This window comes from Streptomyces narbonensis, assembly GCF_014649015.1.
Taxonomy (GTDB): Bacteria; Actinomycetota; Actinomycetes; order Streptomycetales; family Streptomycetaceae; genus Streptomyces; species Streptomyces narbonensis.
This window is the reverse complement of sequence record NZ_BMSF01000028.1, coordinates 22,498-40,035: the sequence shown is the minus strand read 5'-3', so window position 1 is coordinate 40,035 and position 17,538 is coordinate 22,498. Positions and strand designations below refer to the sequence as shown.

General features: G+C 71.1%; 17 protein-coding genes and 1 riboswitch. Of the genes, 6 read left to right on the top strand and 11 right to left on the bottom strand.

Annotated features, from left to right (window positions below; all coding sequences use genetic code 11):
- Positions 1 to 5: 5 nt before the first annotated feature.
- Together IE124_RS32555 and IE124_RS32550 are read right to left on the bottom strand one after the other, a co-directional pair.
- Positions 6 to 413 carry an energy-coupling factor ABC transporter substrate-binding protein gene (locus IE124_RS32555; protein WP_229833106.1) on the bottom strand — a complete coding sequence of 136 codons (408 nt, stop codon included), beginning with the start codon at positions 411 to 413 and terminating at the stop codon, positions 6 to 8.
- Positions 410 to 1,108 (bottom strand): energy-coupling factor ABC transporter permease, encoded by a 699-nt coding sequence (locus IE124_RS32550; protein WP_189513360.1) that lies wholly within the window; start codon positions 1,106 to 1,108, stop codon positions 410 to 412. The genes IE124_RS32555 and IE124_RS32550 overlap by 4 nt, the downstream gene beginning before the upstream one ends.
- A 29-nt stretch (positions 1,109 to 1,137) precedes the next feature.
- Positions 1,138 to 1,344: riboswitch (cobalamin riboswitch) on the bottom strand.
- A gap of 122 nt (positions 1,345 to 1,466) precedes the next feature.
- Here IE124_RS32550 and IE124_RS32545 point away from each other — a divergent pair.
- Complete coding sequence (locus tag IE124_RS32545; RefSeq protein WP_189513358.1) at positions 1,467 to 1,859, top strand: RidA family protein; 393 nt, start codon at positions 1,467 to 1,469, stop codon at positions 1,857 to 1,859.
- Positions 1,860 to 1,904: 45 nt separating this feature from the next.
- Here the strand turns inward: IE124_RS32545 and IE124_RS32540 are convergent, their stop codons facing one another.
- From IE124_RS32540 to IE124_RS32510, 7 genes are all read right to left on the bottom strand, one after another.
- Positions 1,905 to 2,297: a VOC family protein gene (locus tag IE124_RS32540; protein ID WP_189513356.1), complete on the bottom strand. Its 393-nt coding sequence runs from the start codon at positions 2,295 to 2,297 to the stop codon at positions 1,905 to 1,907.
- A complete protein-coding gene (locus IE124_RS32535; RefSeq protein ID WP_189513355.1) occupies positions 2,294 to 2,596 on the bottom strand; it encodes an ArsR/SmtB family transcription factor in 303 nt (100 codons plus the stop codon). The genes IE124_RS32540 and IE124_RS32535 overlap by 4 nt, the downstream gene beginning before the upstream one ends.
- 78 nt (positions 2,597 to 2,674) lie before the next feature.
- Entirely contained in the window at positions 2,675 to 3,085 is a 411-nt protein-coding gene (locus IE124_RS32530) for a PTS-dependent dihydroxyacetone kinase phosphotransferase subunit DhaM (protein ID WP_189513353.1), read from the bottom strand.
- Positions 3,082 to 3,702 carry a dihydroxyacetone kinase subunit DhaL gene (dhaL, locus tag IE124_RS32525; RefSeq protein WP_189513391.1) on the bottom strand — a complete coding sequence of 207 codons (621 nt, stop codon included), beginning with the start codon at positions 3,700 to 3,702 and terminating at the stop codon, positions 3,082 to 3,084. The genes IE124_RS32530 and dhaL overlap by 4 nt, the downstream gene beginning before the upstream one ends.
- Positions 3,703 to 3,746: 44 nt before the next feature.
- The gene (gene dhaK / locus IE124_RS32520; RefSeq protein ID WP_189513351.1) at positions 3,747 to 4,739 is read right to left on the bottom strand and encodes a dihydroxyacetone kinase subunit DhaK; all 993 of its coding nucleotides are present in this window, start codon (positions 4,737 to 4,739) and stop codon (positions 3,747 to 3,749) included.
- Positions 4,740 to 4,954: 215 nt separating this feature from the next.
- The gene (locus IE124_RS32515; RefSeq protein WP_370468855.1) at positions 4,955 to 6,289 is read right to left on the bottom strand and encodes a geranylgeranyl reductase family protein; all 1,335 of its coding nucleotides are present in this window, start codon (positions 6,287 to 6,289) and stop codon (positions 4,955 to 4,957) included.
- A gap of 111 nt (positions 6,290 to 6,400) precedes the next feature.
- Entirely contained in the window at positions 6,401 to 6,601 is a 201-nt protein-coding gene (locus IE124_RS32510) for a DUF5988 family protein (protein ID WP_189513349.1), read from the bottom strand.
- 208 nt (positions 6,602 to 6,809) lie between these two features.
- Here IE124_RS32510 and IE124_RS32505 point away from each other — a divergent pair, with 208 nt between their 5' ends.
- Together IE124_RS32505 and IE124_RS32500 are read left to right on the top strand one after the other, a co-directional pair.
- A complete protein-coding gene (locus IE124_RS32505) occupies positions 6,810 to 9,488 on the top strand; it encodes a SpoIIE family protein phosphatase (RefSeq protein WP_189513347.1) in 2,679 nt (892 codons plus the stop codon).
- A gap of 17 nt (positions 9,489 to 9,505) precedes the next feature.
- On the top strand, positions 9,506 to 10,603 hold the full coding sequence (locus tag IE124_RS32500) for a baeRF2 domain-containing protein (RefSeq protein WP_189513345.1): 1,098 nt from the start codon (positions 9,506 to 9,508) through the stop codon (positions 10,601 to 10,603).
- Between the two features lie 64 nt (positions 10,604 to 10,667).
- On the opposite strand, the gene IE124_RS32495 is transcribed toward IE124_RS32500, so the two are convergent.
- Complete coding sequence (locus tag IE124_RS32495) at positions 10,668 to 12,119, bottom strand: RNB domain-containing ribonuclease (RefSeq protein WP_189513343.1); 1,452 nt, start codon at positions 12,117 to 12,119, stop codon at positions 10,668 to 10,670.
- A gap of 102 nt (positions 12,120 to 12,221) precedes the next feature.
- Positions 12,222 to 14,411, bottom strand: a complete 2,190-nt coding sequence (gene katG / locus IE124_RS32490) for a catalase/peroxidase HPI (RefSeq protein ID WP_229833104.1) — start codon at positions 14,409 to 14,411, stop codon at positions 12,222 to 12,224.
- Between the two features lie 313 nt (positions 14,412 to 14,724).
- Here katG and IE124_RS32485 point away from each other — a divergent pair, with 313 nt between their 5' ends.
- The 3 genes from IE124_RS32485 to IE124_RS32475 all read left to right on the top strand — a co-directional run bounded on the left by IE124_RS32485 (position 14,725) and on the right by IE124_RS32475 (position 17,296).
- Positions 14,725 to 15,153: a Fur family transcriptional regulator gene (locus IE124_RS32485; RefSeq protein ID WP_189513339.1), complete on the top strand. Its 429-nt coding sequence runs from the start codon at positions 14,725 to 14,727 to the stop codon at positions 15,151 to 15,153.
- A gap of 171 nt (positions 15,154 to 15,324) precedes the next feature.
- Positions 15,325 to 16,947: a phospholipase D family protein gene (locus IE124_RS32480; protein WP_189513337.1), complete on the top strand. Its 1,623-nt coding sequence runs from the start codon at positions 15,325 to 15,327 to the stop codon at positions 16,945 to 16,947.
- Positions 16,948 to 17,110: 163 nt separating this feature from the next.
- Positions 17,111 to 17,296 carry a CsbD family protein gene (locus IE124_RS32475; protein ID WP_189513335.1) on the top strand — a complete coding sequence of 62 codons (186 nt, stop codon included), beginning with the start codon at positions 17,111 to 17,113 and terminating at the stop codon, positions 17,294 to 17,296.
- Positions 17,297 to 17,538 lie beyond the last annotated feature (242 nt).

The following is a 17,538-nucleotide window of genomic DNA, read 5'->3' as shown; positions in this document are numbered from 1 at the left end:
GGCGGCTACGCGTCCTTGCTGCCGGCCGAGGGGACCGAGGACACGGGAGCGGCACCGCCCCCGTCCCCTCCCTCATCGAGATCGGCCGCCCTCGCGAGGGCACGGGCCTCACCCTGCCGTCGCCCGCGCCGCACACCGAAGTAGTACGCGAGGACGCCGGCGCCCAGCGCCGCCTGGAGGGCGAAGAGCGCCGACTCGATCTCCCCGGACGGCGGCTCGTACAGGGGGCTGAACCAGGGCTCGTAATCGGGCTGGAGCTCTGTGATCGCGGTCTCGGCCTCCGCGTCCGCTCCGGTGAACGGCTCCTCCTTGTGGTCGCCGAGCCCGAGCGCGAGCGGCAGCACCGCGAGCGCGACGACGACGAGCAGCAGCAGGGCGTTGATCTTCGTGTTCCGGCTGACGGTGAAGCTCATCGCGCGGTCGCCTCCTCGGGTCGCTTCGTGGCGGACCGGGTCAGGACGCCCAGTCGGCTCAGCTCGCCCTTGCTGGACTGCGTGAGCAGGCGCATCACGAGCACCGTGAGCAGGCCCTCGCTGACCGCCAGCGGGATCTGGGTCACGGCGAAGATGCCGCCGAACTTGGCCAGCGCGCCCATGACGCCGCTGCCCTGGTCGGGGAAGGCCAGCGCGAGCTGCACGCTCGTGACGCAGTACGTGGACAGGTCGGCGACGAACGCGCCGAAGAAGACGGCCACCATCAGCGGCGCGCCGAGCCGGCGCACGAGCAGATAGGTCCCGTACCCCGCCCAGGGGCCGACGATCGCCATCGAGAAGGCGTTCGCGCCGAGCGTGGTGAGCCCGCCGTGGGCGAGCAGCAGGGCCTGGAAGAGCAGGGTGATCGTCCCGAGGACCGCCATGATCGGCGGCCGGAAGAGGATCGCGCCGAGGCCCGTACCCGTCGGGTGCGAGCAACTGCCCGTCACGGACGGCAGCTTGAGTGCGGACAGGACGAACGTGAAGGCGCCGGAGGCGCCGAGCAGCAGGGTGGACTCGGGGTTGGACCGCACCTCGCGGGTGAGCGCGCGGACCCCGTGGACGACGAACGGAGCGGCCGCGACGCCCCAGGCGGCGGCGTGTACGGGGGGCAGATACCCCTCGGCTATATGCATGGTTGGGAGACCCTCTCCAGCACCTCGTGGATGGACAACGCACCCTGGCCGGTCTCCTGGCTGACGGTCATACGTCCCGACTCCGCCTTCCCACACCACGGCGGTCTCCCGCAACGGTCCAGTGGCTTGCCCGAGGGGGTCTCCCGCGGGTGTGGAGCCGGAACTCCCGATCACAGTGGCGAGGGCCGCACCGGTACTGCACCGGTTTCCCGTACACCAAGGCCCTGTGACACTAGTGCGTTGACCAGGTACATCACAACGCGGCGGCCTCACCGTCCCGGATCCCGACACCGGCACCGGCGCGAAGGCGCGCAAGGGCGCCCGGGCTCACGAGCTGGGGGTCTGAGAGCATCGGGCGATGGACGACACACGACAGACGGTCAGTTCCGGTTCGCCGCTCGAACCTGAGATCGGTTTCTCCCGCGCCGTGCGCAAGGGGGCGCACGTGGCGCTCGCCGGCACCGCCCCCCTCGGCGACGACGGGACGCTCGTCGCGCGAGGGGACGTGTACGGGCAGACCGTCAGGTGCCTGGACATCGCCGAGGCGGCACTGAAGGCGGCGGGGGCGTCGCTGGAGGACGTGGTCCGTACGCGGATCATGCTCACGGACGTGACCCTCTGGAAGGAGGCCGCGCGGGCGCACGGGGAGCGGTTCGCGACCGTCCGGCCGGTCACCACCTTCGTTGAGGTCTCACGCTTCATCGACCCCGAGTGGCTCGTCGAGATCGAGGTCGACGCGATCGTCGACTGACGGCCGGGAGTGCGGGGCCGGGCGTCACCGGCCCGCCCCCGTGCCCTACTCGGAGATGGTGGCGATCTGGATCAGGTTGCCGCAGGTGTCGTCGAAGACGGCGGTGGTGACGGGGCCCATCTCCAGGGGCTCCTGCGTGAAATGGACGCCGAGGCCGCGCAGCCGGTCGTACTCCGCCCGCACGTCGTCGACCGCGAACTGGGCCAGCGGGATGCCGTCCTGGACGAGCGCGTCACGGTAGGGCTTGACCGCCGGGTGGCCGGAGGGCTCCAAAAGGAGCTCGGTGCCGCCGGGCTCCTCGCGGGAGACGACGGTCAGCCACCGGTCCGTCTCGCCCAGCGGGACGTCGTGCTTCTTCACGAAACCGAGGATCTCGGTGTAGAAGCGCTCGGCCTTGGCCTGGTCGTCGACGAAGACGCTGGTCAGATGGATCTTCATGAGGTGCTCTTCTCCGGTCCGGGTGTGTCGCGCACGGGCCACCGCTCGGCGATGTGCCGCAGCGGGGCCGTGTTCAGGTCGTGGAACTTGTAGCGCCCCTCCCGCCTGGTCTCGACGAGCCCGGCGGCCTCCAGCGCCGCGAGGTGCTGGGAGACCCCCTGGCGCGAGATGCTCAGCTGGTGCTTCATGCTCAGTCGCGAACAGATCTCGAACAGTGTCTGTCCGGACTTCTCGGCGAGCTCGTCGAGGATCGTGCGGCGGGTGGGGTCGGCCAATGCTTTGAAGAGGTCGTCGGCCACGACTCCAGAATAGGCAACTCTCCACTTGCCTATCAAGTGGAGGCTCCCATCGCTCCCCCTTCCGGACGAATCCCTCACTCACTCCTTGCGGTAGGCGTACGCCTCCGAGGCCGCGGCGGCCACCGCGTCGAGATCCCCGCCCGCGCTCGCCGTGACCAGCGCCGCGACCGCGCCCTCGACGAACGGCGCGTCGACCAGCCGGGCGCCCTCCGGCAGCTCGTCGCCCTCCGCGAGCAGCGCCTTCACCGTCAGGACCGCACTGCCCAGGTCGACCAGGAGCGCCACCCCGGCGCCGCCGTCGACGGCCTCCGCCGCCGCGAGGATCAGCTCGGCGCTGGTCCCGAGGCCGCCGTCGGGAAGCCCGCCCGCCGGGAGGATCGGCGCCGTACCACCACCGCCCGCGAGGCCCACGGCCAGCTCCGCGACCGAGGCCGCGACCTCCGCGCTGTGCGAGACCAGCACGATGCCGACCGGCGCGGCCCCGCTCACGCGGCACCCTCCGCACGGGCCGTCTCGGCGAGCTCCGCGAACAGCAGCGCGGAGGACGTCGCCCCAGGATCCTGGTGCCCGATCGACCGCTCTCCGAGATAGCTGGCCCTTCCCTTGCGCGCCTGGAGGGGTACGGTCGCGAGGGCACCCTCCTCGGCCGCCGTGCGCGCGGCCCCGAATGAGGTCCGCAGCGCTTCCGCGGCAGGGGTGAGCGCGTCCAGCATCGTCTTGTCGCCCACCTGGGCGCCGCCCAACTGGGACACGGCTGCCACCCCGACAGCGAACGCCTCCGCCAACCGCTCCCGGCCGACGCGCCGGTCCTCGCCCAGAGCCTTCCCCGTGCGGCGCAGCAGTGTCCCGTACAAAGGCCCGGAAGCCCCTCCCACCGTGGAGATCAGCTGCCGTCCGGCGGAGACGAGGACCGCGCCGGGCGTCGCGGGCGGTTCCTCGGCGAGCAGCTCCGCCACGGCCGCGAACCCGCGCTTCAGATTGGCGCCGTGGTCGGCGTCGCCGATCGCCGAGTCGAGCTCGGTGAGCCGACCGGCCTCACGGTCCACGGCCGAGGCCGCGGCCTCCAGCCACCGCACGAAGAACCCCGCATCGAACGTCTCGTCCATGCCCAAGCCCATGCCCATGTCCTCTCCCCCTCCCATGCGCCGCATCACCGTCCCCAGCGCAGCGCGGGCGTCCGCACCGGCGCGTCCCACAGCCGCAGCAGCTCCTCGTCCACCTCGCACAGGGTCACCGAGCAGCCGGCCATGTCGAGCGAGGTCACGTAGTTCCCGACGAGGGTCCGCGCCACCGGGATCCCGCGCTCGGACAGCACGCGCTGCACCTCCGCGTTGAATCCGTACAGTTCGAGCAGCGGGGTCCCGCCCATCCCGTTGACCAGCGCGAGCACCGGCCCGGACGGGCGCAGGTCCTCGACCACCGCGTCGACGGCGTAGTCCGCGATCTCCCGCGAGGTCATCATGCCGCGCCGCTCCCGCCCGGGCTCGCCGTGGATCCCGACACCCAACTCAAGCTCGCCCTCGGGGAGTTCGAAGGTCGGACTGCCCTTGGCTGGGGTGGTGCACGCGCTCAGAGCGACCCCGAAGGAGCGGCAGCGCGCGCTCACCCGACGGGCGATCGCCTCCACCCGCTCCAGCGGGGCGCCCTCCTCGGCGGCGGCCCCCGCGATCTTCTCCACGAACAGCGTGCCTCCGGTCCCGCGCCGCCCCGCCGTGTACAGACTGTCCGTGACCGCGACGTCGTCGTCGACGAGGACCTTCGCGACCTGGACGCCCTCGTCCTCGGCGAGCTCCGCCGCCATCTCGAAGTTGAGCACGTCACCGGTGTAGTTCTTGATGACGAACAACACCCCGGCGCCACTGTCCACGGCCGCGGCGGCCCGCACCATCTGATCGGGAACGGGCGAGGTGAAAACGGCCCCGGGGCACGCGGCCGACAGCATCCCCGGCCCCACGAACCCGGCATGCAACGGCTCGTGCCCGGACCCGCCGCCGGACACCAGGGCGACCTTCCCGGCCACGGGAGCATCCCGCCGCACGACCATTCCCCGCTCCACGTCGACGGTCAGCTCAGGATGAGCGGCGGCCATCCCCCGCAGCGCGTCGGCGACGACGGTCTCCGGAACGTTGATCAGCATCTTCATGCGTATCTCCTCGCGAGGCTTGCAGATGGGCCGTGGCCTGCGTGTGAGCAGGTCATCGGCTGTGCACGGGAAAGTCGTCCTTGGCGCTGGACGCCTTCGACGCCCGGCGCCACCGCTGTGAACCGAGCCTGACCCGGACAGCCGGGTCAGCCGGCACCGGAACGTGCTGCGTGACGCCGTCGGAGAGAGTCCGGAGCGTCGGCCCGAGCGGGGCCCTACCTCCGTGGAGTGGGAACGAGGCGCAGCAGCCCGTGGAGGACGGCGTCGATGGTGTCCTGTGCGGGCTCGTCGGTCACATGGGTGAGGAGGCGTGCCAGGGTGCGCAACACGTGGGGTGAGGCCATCACACGGGGGTGCAGGACCGGCCGGAAGCCGTAACGGGAGAAGACCAGATCGCCGGCGAGGTTGCCCAGCCGGTAGTAACGCGCCCAGCGTCGCTCGATCTCGGCCGGATACTGGTGCAGCGCGTGTTCCCGGCGCGGCCCGGCCGGCCGGGCCAGCGCCAGGGCGATGATGTCCGCCGCCACCTCGGCGGCCTCCATCGCCTGGGCGATGCCCTCGCCGCTCCACGGACTCACCATGCCGGCGCTGTCGCCCACGAGCAGCACGCCCTGCCGGTACTGCGGACGCCGGTTCAGTCCCATCGGCAGCGGGGCGCTGCGGAAGGGGGAGTCGGCGTTCTCTTCGCACAGCCCCCAGTCCGAGGGCAGGCGCGGCAGCCAGTGTTCCAGTGCCGCTCGCAGGTCCACCGGCCTGCGTCGCCGCTGCTGTGGCAGGACGCCGAGGCCCACGTTGACACGCCCGTCCCCCAGCGGGAACACCCATCCGTATCCGGGCAGATCGCGTTCGGTACGAGGACAGCGCAGGTCGGCCCAGAGCTCCAGGTAGGGGTCGTGCGTACGGGCCTCACTGCGGTAGTACCGCCGGGCAGCGGCCGCGACGGGTCTCCTGCCGTCTCGTTCGAACCCCAGACCGAGAGTCGTGCGCGCCGAGGCTCCGTCGGCGGCGACCACCAACGGCGCCCGGTAGCGGACCGGCTCCTGCCCGGGTCCACGGGAGGCTGACACGCCGATGACGTGTCCTGCCCGGTCGGTCAGAGGGCCCGTCACCTTGACGTGGGTACGGAGGCGCGCGCCGGTCGCGCAGGCGTGGGTGGCAAGCAGGTCGTCGAAGTCGTGGCGACTGCGGGTGAGTCCGAAATCGGGAAGGGCGCCCAGGCGCGGCCAGTCCAGCTCGGCCTGGTGGCCGCCGCAGACCCAGCGCATGCCCTTGTTGCGCATCCAGCCCGGTGCGTCGATGTCGATGCCCATCCGCACCAACTGGTACACGCTGCGCGGTGTCAGGCCGTCGCCGCACACCTTCTCCCGCGGGAAACCGCTCTTCTCCAGGAGCAGCACGTCCACGCCCGCTCGCGCGAGGTGCACCGCGGCGGCGGAACCCGCCGGACCCGCCCCCACGACGATGACCTGTGCCTCCTCGTCACCGGCGCCTTCAGAGCCCGAGCTACCGGCGTCGGGGCCGCCGCCGGCCCCGTCACTTTTGGCGATCACTCCACCACTATGCCCAAGCCGGGAGTCGGTGGAACGTGCGGCACGAGCCGAAGCGGCCCCCGTTCCCGTCAGGTCTCCCGAGAGCGGGCGATCGTGGACCTGGGAGCCGCCCTACTCGGCGATCTCCGTACGCTCCCACCACTCGTACACCCGCAGGGTTCCCTCTGCGGTGTCGCTCCGGCGTTCGGTCTCCGTGAAGTGCTCGTATCCGCCGAGGTGCGGGATCTTCACGTCCTCGCCGGGAGTCTCGACCGTGACGATCCGCTCGGGGAGGTCGTGCGGCCCGCCCTCCAGCAATACCTTGTGCGTCATGGCACCAGTCTCACCACCCTCGGTGCGCATCGCACCCGGGAGGCGTCCGCCGGGCGTACGCCCGTACCTGGGCCTGGGGGAGCCGGTGGGGTGCGCTCGGCCGGTCATTCCGGGCACCACGCCGGGGGGTCGGCGGTCGTGGGTCGGCCCGTTTCCCTGCCCGGGCCACCCGCTCGCCCACCCTTCGGGCCGGTGCTAGACATGGACTATGGCCGGATTCCTCGGCCGCCTGCGCTCCGCGTTGAGTGTCCGCACCGTCGCCCGCCAGGTCTTCTCCCTACAGGCGGCGATCGTGGTGCTCCTCGTCGTGGCCGCCGTGGTCGCTCTCGTACTGCAGTCCCGGGCCGACAGCGAGCGGGAAGCGCGCAACCGTGCCCTCGCCGTGGCCGAGACCTTCGCCAGCGCGCCGGGCATCGAGGAGGCCCTGGCCGGCCCCGACCCGGCCGCGGTGCTCCAGCCACGCGCCGAAAGAGCGCGAGAGGCGTCCGCCGTGGACTTCGTCGTGGTGATGACCACGGACGGGATCCGCATCACCCACCCCAATCCGGCACAGATCGGAAGGCCTTACATCGGCACGATCGGCCCTGCGGTAGCAGGCGGGATCGTCAGGGAGACCGTGACCGGCACCCTCGGCCCGTCCACCCGCGCCGTGGTCCCCGTGACCGACGCCGAGGGCGACGTGATCGCCCTGGTGTCCGCCGGGGTCACGCTCGAAGCGGTGAGCGGAGTCGTCGAGAACCAGCTGCCGCTGCTGCTCGGTGCCGCGGCGGCCGCGCTGGCGGTCGCCACCTTCGGTACCGCTCTGGTCGGCAGGCGGCTGCGCCGCCAGACCCACGGCCTGGAGCCCGCCGAGATGACCCGTATGTACGAGCACCACGACGCGGTGCTGCACGCCGTGCGCGAGGGCGTTCTGATCCTCGACGGCGACGGCCGGCTTGCGCTGGCCAACGACGAGGCACGCAGGCTGCTCGACCTGAGCCCGGAGGCGGAAGGAAGGCTTGCCCGCGAGCTGGGCCTCGCCCCGGACATCGCCCGGCTGCTCGCTTCCGGGCGCCCGGCCACCGACGAGGTACACCTGGCCGGGGACCGGCTCCTGGCCGTCAACCAGCGGCCGACCGACCCTGGAGGCGGGCCGTACGGCTGTGTCACGACACTGCGGGACACCACCGAGCTGCAGACCGTCACCGGCCGGGCCGATGTGGCGCAGGAACGCCTGAAGCTCCTGTTCGCCGCCGGATTGGAGATCGGTACCAGCCTCGACGTCGAGCGGACCTCCCAGGAGCTGGCGGACTTCGCCGTCCCCCGGTTCGCCGATTTCGTCACCGTCGACCTGGCCGACCCGGTCCTGCGGGGCGAGGAGCCGTCGCAGCGCGGTGCGGCGATGCGCCGCGTGGCGTTCCGGGGTATCCGGGACGACACACCGCTCTACCCACCCGGAAAGCTGATCCATTTCGTCCCGTCCACCCCGCAGAGCCTCGGATACGGCTCGGGCGAGACGGTCCTGGAGGCGGACATGACCGCCTTCTCCGGCTGGCAGGCTCAAGACCCCGAACGGGCCCGGGGACTTGTCGAGGCCGGCATCCATTCGATGATCGCGGCTCCGCTGCGCGCCCGCGGCGTCATCCTGGGTGTCGTGACGTTCTGGCGGTCGCGCAAGCCCGAGCCGTTCGAGCACGACGACGTGACACTCGCGGAGGAACTGGCCGCCCGCGCGGCGGTCACCATCGACAACGCCCGTCGTTTCACGCGCGAGCACACCATGGCGGTCGCCCTGCAGCGCAGCCTGCTCCCCCGTGCCCTGCCGGAGCAGAACGCGCTCGACGTGGCCCACCGTTACCTGCCCGCGCAAGCGGGCAGCGGCGGTGTCGGCGGGGACTGGTTCGACGTCATCCCGATGCCAGGCGCCCGCGTCGCGCTCGTCGTGGGGGACGTGGTCGGCCACGGGCTGCACGCCGCCGCCACCATGGGCCGGTTGCGCACCGCGGTCCACAACTTCTCCTCCCTGGACATGGCGCCCGACGAACTCCTCTGGCACCTCGACGAACTGGTCACCCGGATCGACCAGGACGAGAGCGGCGAGGGCGACGTCGCGCCGGTCACGGGCGCCACCTGCCTGTACGCGCTCTACGACCCGGGCTCACAGATGTGCACGATGGCCCGCGCCGGCCACCTCGAGCCCGTCGTCGTGAGTCCCGACGGCAGCGCGGCGTTCGCCGCCGTACCGGGCGGCCCACCCCTCGGGCTCTCCGGACTCCCCTTCGAGACCGCCGAGATACGACTCCCCGAGGGCAGCAGCCTCGTGCTGTACACCGACGGTCTCGTGGAGGACCGCACGCGCGACATCGACGAGGGACTGGAACTGCTGCGGCGCACTCTGGCCCACCCCGGCCGCACACCCGAGCAGACCTGCGGCGCGGTTCTGGACGCGTTGCTGCCCGAGGAGCCCTCGGACGACATCGCGGTGGTGGTCGCCCGTACGCGTGCGCTCGCCGGCGCCCGTACAGCCGCCTGGGACGTCGCGTCCGATCCGGCGGCCGTCGGCCAGGTGCGGGCCGCGGTCACCCGTACGCTGGCCGAATGGGGTCTGGAGGAGGCGTCCTTCACCACCGAACTGATCCTGAGCGAGCTTGTCACCAACGCCATCCGCTACGCCGCCGAGCCCGTCCGCGTACGTCTGATCCGCGACCGCGTCCTGATCTGTGAGGTCTCGGACGGCAGCAGCACCGCGCCACACCTGCGGCGCGCGGCCGCCACCGACGAGGGCGGCCGGGGCCTGTTCCTGGTGGCCCAGTTCGCCGACCGCTGGGGCACCCGCTACACCGCGGACGGCAAGGTCATCTGGACCGAACAACCCCTTCACACCGGCACGTCGGACAACGACCCGTGATGATCGGTGGAGTGGCGATGAGGCTGTCGTTCCTTGAACCCCTCTACGCGGAGCCGGGCCCGTACGCATCCGTGTATCTGGACACCTCCCGGGACGTCGAACATCCCGAGCGGGAGATCGCGCTGCGCTGGGAGCGGCTGCGGGAGAGCCTGTCCCGTCAGGGCGCGGACCGGGCTCTGACGAACGTACTGGAGGAGGTCGTCGGCACCGACGCCGCGGTTCCGGGGGCGCACGGGCAGGCCGTCTTCGCCGCTCACCGCACGCTCGTCCTGGACGGGGAGCTCCCGAGGCCGCCCGAGCGCGACTCCGCGCGGTACAGCACCCTGCCGGACGCCATGCCCCTGGTCACCCAGCACCTTCCGGAGATCCCGTACATGGCCGTGGTCGTCCACTACGGCGGCCTTCCGACCGCCGAGACCCACGGATGGGTGGAGCTGGAGGCGGAGACTGGCAGCTGGCCCACGTCCACGGTCACCCCGGGTGAGCGGCTGCGCCACAGGGTCCCGGTGGCGACCTGGCACCGCACCTGCGTCCGGCTCGGCCACCGGCTGGACGAACGGGCGCGGCGCGCCCATGCCGACGCCGTCGTCGTGGGCGGGGACGAGTGGGCGTGCAACGTACTGCTCCGCCGCCTACCGCACACCCTGCGGGACAAGACCGTACGCGTGGGCGGCCCGACCCCCACCCACACGGGACGCGCCTTGCTGGAGCCACAGCTCGACGGCGTCTTCCGCGGCCGCATGGCCGCGCACGACCGGGAGCTCGTGGACGTCTTCATCGGTCGGCGTGCCCTGAACGGGCCCGTGGCGGAGGGTCTGGCCGCCACGGTCACCGCCCTCCAGCGGGGCCAGGTGGCAGCACTGCTGCTGAACCGGCCGCCCGGGTCCTCACCGCGGCTCTGGGTGGGCCCCCAGCCCACCCAGCTCGCCCTGACCGACGCGGAGCTGACGTCCTTCGGCGTGCGAGCCCCACGCGAGGAACGCGCCGACGAGGCCCTCGTCCGTGCCCTCGTCGGCACCCGTGCCGAGCTGGTCGTCGTACCGGAGAGCGAGCTGAGACTGCACGAGGGCATGGGCGCCTTGCTGCGGTACGCCGACCCCGAGATCCCGTCCTGACGCCGACCGCGCAGGCACCGGACTCCGCGCGCTGCTTGCCGAGCGCGGCGTCCGACGCCGGCCGCTACTCCGTACGGAAGAGGATCTTGTTCTTGCTGGGGAAGAGCGGGTCGGCCCTCGTGAGCTTGGCCTGGACGCTCGCGCTCAGGTCGAGCGGCGCTCCGGACGTGATCTTGCCCATCACGGCGGGTTCCGCAAGGTGCACCGTGCCTTCCTTGGGCCTGCCGTCCTCCGCGTCGGTGTTGATGACCGTGCCGCCGAAGACCTCGTTCACCCGGTGCTTCAGCACCGCGGCCTCCACGAGGTCCACCGCGCGCCGGTCCGCCACCTTCCCCTTCCCGCGCGCCATGTCGCACGGCAGGCAGTACATGGCGTCGAGCACCCACTCCGGCGGGGCCTGGCCGGCGCACGCGGCCACGCACAGTTCACCGGTGTAGCGGTCGATCAGCCGCCGCAGCGGGGCCGTGCAGTAGGTGTACGGGGCCGCGATCGCCGCGTGGAGCGTGTGCTTCGGGATCTGGTGGTCGCGGAAGTTGGTGTACTCCGCTTTGAGCAGCATGGCTGTGGCCTCGTTGAGGAAGGCCATGTGCTTCCGGTCGGCCGGGTTGAGGGAGTTGACCAGATCGGCGTACAGGACTCCGGACTTCCACTCGATGCCCAGGAGCTCGGCGATGTCGTGCACACGCTGGATCACCCGCGGGTCGTCCTGCTCCTTCTGGGTCCGCAGGATCCCGGTACCGCTGTCCAGCATGATCCGGGCCGCGGCCATTCCGGTCATCAGGGAGATCTGCTCGTTCCAGCCCTCCACGGGCAGTGTCGCCACGTAGCCCAGCCGGAAGATTCCGTCCGTCACCGTGACCTCTTGGTCCGGCAGGTTCACCGAGACCCCGTGGCGCTTCGCCTCGACGGCTTCCCGTAGCTTGCCGATCTCGCGCAGCAGGGCGACGGGCTCTGCCGCCGTGCCGGCGTCGATCTTCCGCTGGACCTCCGCGTAGCTGAGCTTCGCCTGGCTGCTGACCTTGGCCCGACTCACGTGCGAGCCGGTCACGTTGCCCTCGGCGTCGAGGTCGTGCTGCCACAGCAGAGCGGGGACGACCTGGCCGGGGAGCAGGCTGGCCGGCCCCTCGGAGATCAAGGGCGGGTACAGGGGCACCTTCAGGTCGGGGAAGTACAGCGTCTCGATCCGGTCGTGGGCCTCGGCGTCCAACGCGCTGCCGGCCTTGACGAAGGCCGCCACATCGGCGATGGCGTAGTACACGCGGTACCCGCCGCCCGGCCGCCGCTCCAGGTGCATGGCCTGGTCGAGGTCCCTCGACTCCGGCGGATCGATCGTGAACAGCGGCAGGTGGGTGGCGTCCTTCTCGGGCAGCTGGAGCTCGTCCACGGCCTGCTGCGCCGCCGCGAGCACGTGCGCGGGAAACTCCGTGGAGGCCTTCAGCTCGGCCCGGAGCTGCTGCAGAGCTTCGAGCAGAGCGGCCTGGGCCTCCGGGGACATGTGCATCTGGCGGCGTCGCATGTGCCGAGCGTAGGGCGGAGACCACGGAGCGGCGCGGTGAGCCGGTCCGGGCGGGGGAGGACGTCCCGGTCCGCCGACGGACGGCGGACCGGGACATCGGTGTCACGCGAGATCGAACCGATCGAGGTTCATCACCTTGTCCCACGCCGCCACGAAGTCACGCACGAACTTCTCCGCCGCGTCCTCGGACGCGTAGACCTCCGCGACCGCGCGGAGCTGCGAGTGCGAACCGAAGACGAGGTCCACGGCAGTGGCCGTCCACGTGGTCTCGCCCGTGCCGCGATCCCTGCCCTCGAAAACGTTCTCCTCCGAGGCCGACGGCTGCCACTCCGTGCCCATGTCGAGCAGGTTGGCGAAGAAGTCGTTGGTCAACTTCCCCGGCCGCCGGGTGAGGACGCCGTGCGGAGACTGCCCGAAGCCGGTGTCCAGGGCCCGCATTCCGCCGATCAGGACCGTCATCTCGGGAACCGTCAGTGTCAGCAGGACGGCGCGGTCCAGGAGGAGGGTCTCCGGCGACAGCTTCTCCCCGGCCCGCAGATAGCCGCGGAACCCGTCCGCCCTGGGTTCGAGCACGGCGAACGACTCCACATCCGTCTGCTCCTGCGAGGCGTCCGTGCGCCCCGGTGCGAACGGGACCGTGATGTCGTGCCCGGCGTCCTTCGCGGCTTGCTCGACGCCCGCGCACCCGCCCAGGACGATCAGGTCGGCGAGCGAGATCCTCGTCCCGTCGGAGCGGGAGCCGTTGAAGTCCTGCTGGAGCCGTTCGAGGGTCTGCACGGCCTCGGCCACTTCCGGCAGGTCGTTGACCTCCCAGTCCTTCTGCGGTGCGAGTCGGATCCGCGCCCCGTTGGCCCCGCCGCGCTTGTCGGTGCCGCGGAAGGACGCCGCGGACGCCCAGGCGGTGGTGACCAGCTGGGAGACGGAGAGTCCCGAGGCGAGGATCCTCGCCTTGAGGGCGGCGACGTCCTCGTCCCCGACCAGCTGGTGGTCGACCGCCGGCACGGGGTCCTGCCACAGCTGCGGCTCGGGGATCCACGGGCCGAGGTAGCGCGAGAGGGGCCCCATGTCGCGGTGCAGCAGCTTGTACCAGGCCTTGGCGAACGCGTCCGCGAGCTTCTCCGGGTTCTCGTGGAAGCTCTTCGCGATCGGCGCGTAGACCGGATCCAGCTTCAACGAGAGGTCCGTCGTCAGCATCATCGGCGCGTGCCGCTTCGACGGGTCATGAGCGTCGGGCACGCTGCCCTTCGCCGAGGGATCCTTGGGCGTCCACTGCTGGGCACCGGCCGGGCTCGTCGTCAGCTCCCAGTCGTACCGGAACAGGTTGTCCAGGTATCCGTTGTCCCACTTCGTCGGCTCGGACGTCCACGCGCCCTCGAGCCCACTGGTGAGCGTGTCCGCGCCATGACCGCTGCCGTACCTGTTCCTCCAGCCGAGGCCCTGCTGCTCGATGGGCGCGGCCTCGGGTTCCGGACCGATGTGCGAGGGATCGACGGCACCGTGACATTTGCCGAAGGTGTGGCCCCCGACGATGAGCGCGACCGTCTCCTCGTCGTTCATCGCCATGCGCCCGAACGTCTCGCGGATGTCCCTGGCGGCCGCGATCGGATCCGGGGTGCCGTTGGGCCCTTCCGGATTGACGTAGATCAATCCCATCTGTACGGCGCCGAAAGGACCGGCGAGTTCCCTGTCGCCGCTGTAGCGCTCGTCTCCGAGCCAGGTGTCCTCGGGCCCCCAGAAGATCTCCTCGGGATCCCAGATGTCCTCTCGTCCGAATCCGAATCCGAACGTCTTGAAGCCCATCGATTCCATGGCGCAGTTGCCGGCGAAAACCAGAAGATCGGCCCAGGAGATCTTCCGTCCGTATTTCTTCTTCACCGGCCAGAGGAGCCGACGCGCCTTGTCGAGGCTCGCGTTGTCCGGCCAGCTGTTGAGGGGAGCGAAGCGCTGGGCGCCGGAGCCGCCACCGCCTCGGCCGTCGGCGATGCGGTACGTACCGGCGGCATGCCAGCTCATCCGGATGAAGAGCGGTCCGTAGTGTCCGTAGTCGGCCGGCCACCACTCCTGCGACGTCGTCATCACCTCGATGACGTCGCGCTTCAGCGCGTCGACGTCGAGGGCCGCGAACTCCTCCGCGTAGTCGAAGTCCTCGTCCATCGGATCGGACTGGGGGGAGTGCTGGTGGAGAACCGAGAGGTCCAGCTGGTTGGGCCACCAGTCCCGGTTCGTGCTGGGTCGGGTCGACGTGGGGGTGGGGGCGGGGATTACCGGGTTCTCGCTTTCGCTGCCGGGCACGTCCGTCCTTCTTTCCGTATCGGTGTTTCCGTCTGCCGTCGGTGGGGACCGCATCGGCGTCCGTATGGTCGCGCACCTGGACCGCGCCGGCAGGGGAACACGCAGGGCGCTCACGCATAACGAAGCCGAATTCCGAGGGAGGACGAGGGGAGGTCCGAAGGGACGTGTCATTTTCTGGTCATCGTGATCGCGCCGCCGGAGTGCGAGAAGACGAAGCAGCCTTCGCGAAATCACCGATCCCGCCTCCCCTCGAAACCCGTACACCCACCGGTACACTCCCGTCACCCCACCGAGCGTGAACAGGTGAACCGATATGAGCGACCTGCTGGAGCGACTGCGAGCTCGTGGCTGGCGGATGACGCCCCAGCGGCGTGTGGTCGCCGAGGTCCTCGACGGCGACCACGTACACCTCACTGCCGACGAGGTGCAGGCCCGCGCCGCACAGCGGCTGCCCGAAATCTCCCGCGCGACCGTCTACAACGTCCTGGGCGGACTGGTCCTGCTCGGTGAGGTGGCGGAAGTCTCGGCCCTGGGCGGCGCGAAACGCTACGACCCCAACGCGCACCCTCCGCACGAGCACCTGGTGTGCACCCGCTGCGGCACCGTGCGCGACGTCCACCCGACCGGCGATCCCCTGACCGCCCTCCCGGAGGAGGAGCGCTTCGGTTTCACCGTCCTCGCGGCCGAGATCACCTACCGCGGGCTGTGCCCGCAGTGCGTGCCCGGTCCGCCGCACGGGTGATCCGCTCCGGTCCGCCACCGAGCGGACACCGCCCGGCACCCTGAGGGCGCGGGCCGCCCCGGAATGGGACGCTGAAAGGTGAGGGTGCCGACGGGGCTCGGGAGAGCCGAACGGGACTGCGGCATCCCCCGTCTGCCGCAGCCAGTGGCAGGAACATCCCGGAGAGCCGACGTGACGCGTGCAGAATGGCTTCTGGCCACCGATGAACGCGACAACACCGCGACGCGCCTGGACGTGCGCCGACCGGACGGAAAAGCCTGGTCCGACGGGAATCAGGCACGCGCCCTGGTCCACGGCGCCGCGTACTTCAGGGAACTCCTGGCCGGCATCCGCGAGATGCACTCGGGCGACCTGCTGCTGTTCACCGACTGGCGCGGCGATCCCGAGGAGCGGCTCGCCGGACAGGGCACCGAGATCGCCACGGTCCTGTGCCAGGCAGCCAGGCGTCACGTCGTCGTCAAGGGGCTGCTCTGGCGGTCCCACCTGGACGGGCTCCGGTTCAGCGAGAAGGAGAACCGCCGCCTCGGAGCGGAGATCGAGGAAGCGGGCGGCGAGTGCCTGCTCGACATGCGGGTGCGGCCCGGAGGCTCGCACCACCAGAAGATGGTGGTGCTGCGTCACCCCGGCCGCCCGGAGCTCGATGTGGCGTACGTCGGAGGAATCGACCTCTGCCGCAACCGCAACGACGACGCCACCCACCGCGGCGACCGCCAGTCGACGCCCATGGCGTCCGCCTACGGTCCGCACCCACCGTGGCACGACGTCCAGCTCGCCCTTCGCGGCCCGGTCGTCGGGGATGTCGAAGTCGTGTTCCGTGAACGATGGCAGGACCCCGCCCCGCTCAGCCGCAGTCCGGTCACCCGCCTGCGCGCGCTGATGCACCGGGAGGACCCCGACGCGGACAGCCTGCCGCCGCAGGCCACCGATCCGGAGCCGTGCGGCACGCACACCGTGCAACTGCTGCGCACCTATCCGAACCGGCTGCTGCGCGGGTACCCCTTCGCCCCCGACGGGGAGCGGAGCATCGCACGGGGGTACCTCAAGGCGCTGGAACGGGCCAGGTCGCTGATCTACGTCGAGGACCAGTACCTGTGGTCGCCGAGGGTCGTGGCCTGCTTCGCCCGGGCACTGTCCGAGAACCCCGGACTGTTGATGATCGGCGTCATCCCCACGGTCCCGGAGCAGGACGGCCGGCTCAGCGGGCCCATGAACCTGGTCGGGCGGGTCACCGCCCTGGAGGAGCTGCGCCGCGCGGGCGGCGACCGGGTCGCGGTGTACGGCCTGGAGAACCACGCCGGGACCCCCGTGTACGTGCACGCCAAGGTGTGCGTGGTCGATGACGTGTGGGCCTCCGTGGGCTCCGACAACATCAACCTCCGCTCGTGGACCCACGACTCCGAACTCAGCTGCGCCGTGATCGACGAGAGCCGGGACCTCCGGGGGCCACGCGACCCAGGAGGGCTGGGAGACGGCGCACGCGTCTTCGCCCGGGAGCTGCGGCTCGGCCTCATGGGCGAGCACCTCGACGCGCAGGGGGCCGAGGGGCAGCGGGCAACAGCCGCGGACGCGCTGTGCGACCCGGCGACCGCCTTCGGCGTCTTCGAGGAGGCTGCCGCCGCGCTCGACGCCTGGCATGAAGCCGGTGGTCGTGGCCCACGGCCGCCGGGACGATTGCGCCGCTACGCACCTCCGGACCTCTCCGGGGCACAGAGGGTACTGGCGACCCCCTTGCACCACGTCCTGGTCGACCCGGACGGCCGTCCGCTGGGGATGCGGCGCCGCAAGACGTTCTGAACGAGTCGCTCCGCCGTCTCGGAGGGAAAGACGGACACGGGCTGTACCGGAGCCCAGACGCTCCTCATGACGTTCCGTCATGACGTTCCGTCGACGGGCGGGACTCCCGCCGCGTGACTAGCGTGACCCCTGGAATGAACCCCCACGAAAGGAGCGATCTGTCATGGCCGACAAGAACACGGACAAGGCGAAGGGCAAGCTGAAGGAAGCCGCCGGCAAGGCGACGGGCGACAAGCGCCTGGAGACGGAAGGCAAGACGGACCAGATGAAGGGCAAGGCCCGGGAAGTCGGTGAAGCGGTCCGCGACCGCGCCAAGGGTGTCCGCGACTCCCTGGACCCCGAGAAGTAGACCTGGCGGCGGACCGCCCAGGTACCGAAGACGGCACCGACGAGCGACCGCGCCGAGACGGGCCCCGAGGGGCCCCGTTCTGGCTGCCGGGCTCCAGGCCGGGTGCGGCGGAGCCGGTTCCGGCAGGAAGCCCGCGGGTGTGCGGCGACGGCAGCGTCTACCAGGAGGACTTGGTCACTCCCGCCAGGCGTCCCACCCCACTCGCGTCAGGGCCCGCAGGCCCGATCGTGGTGGGCTTGGCG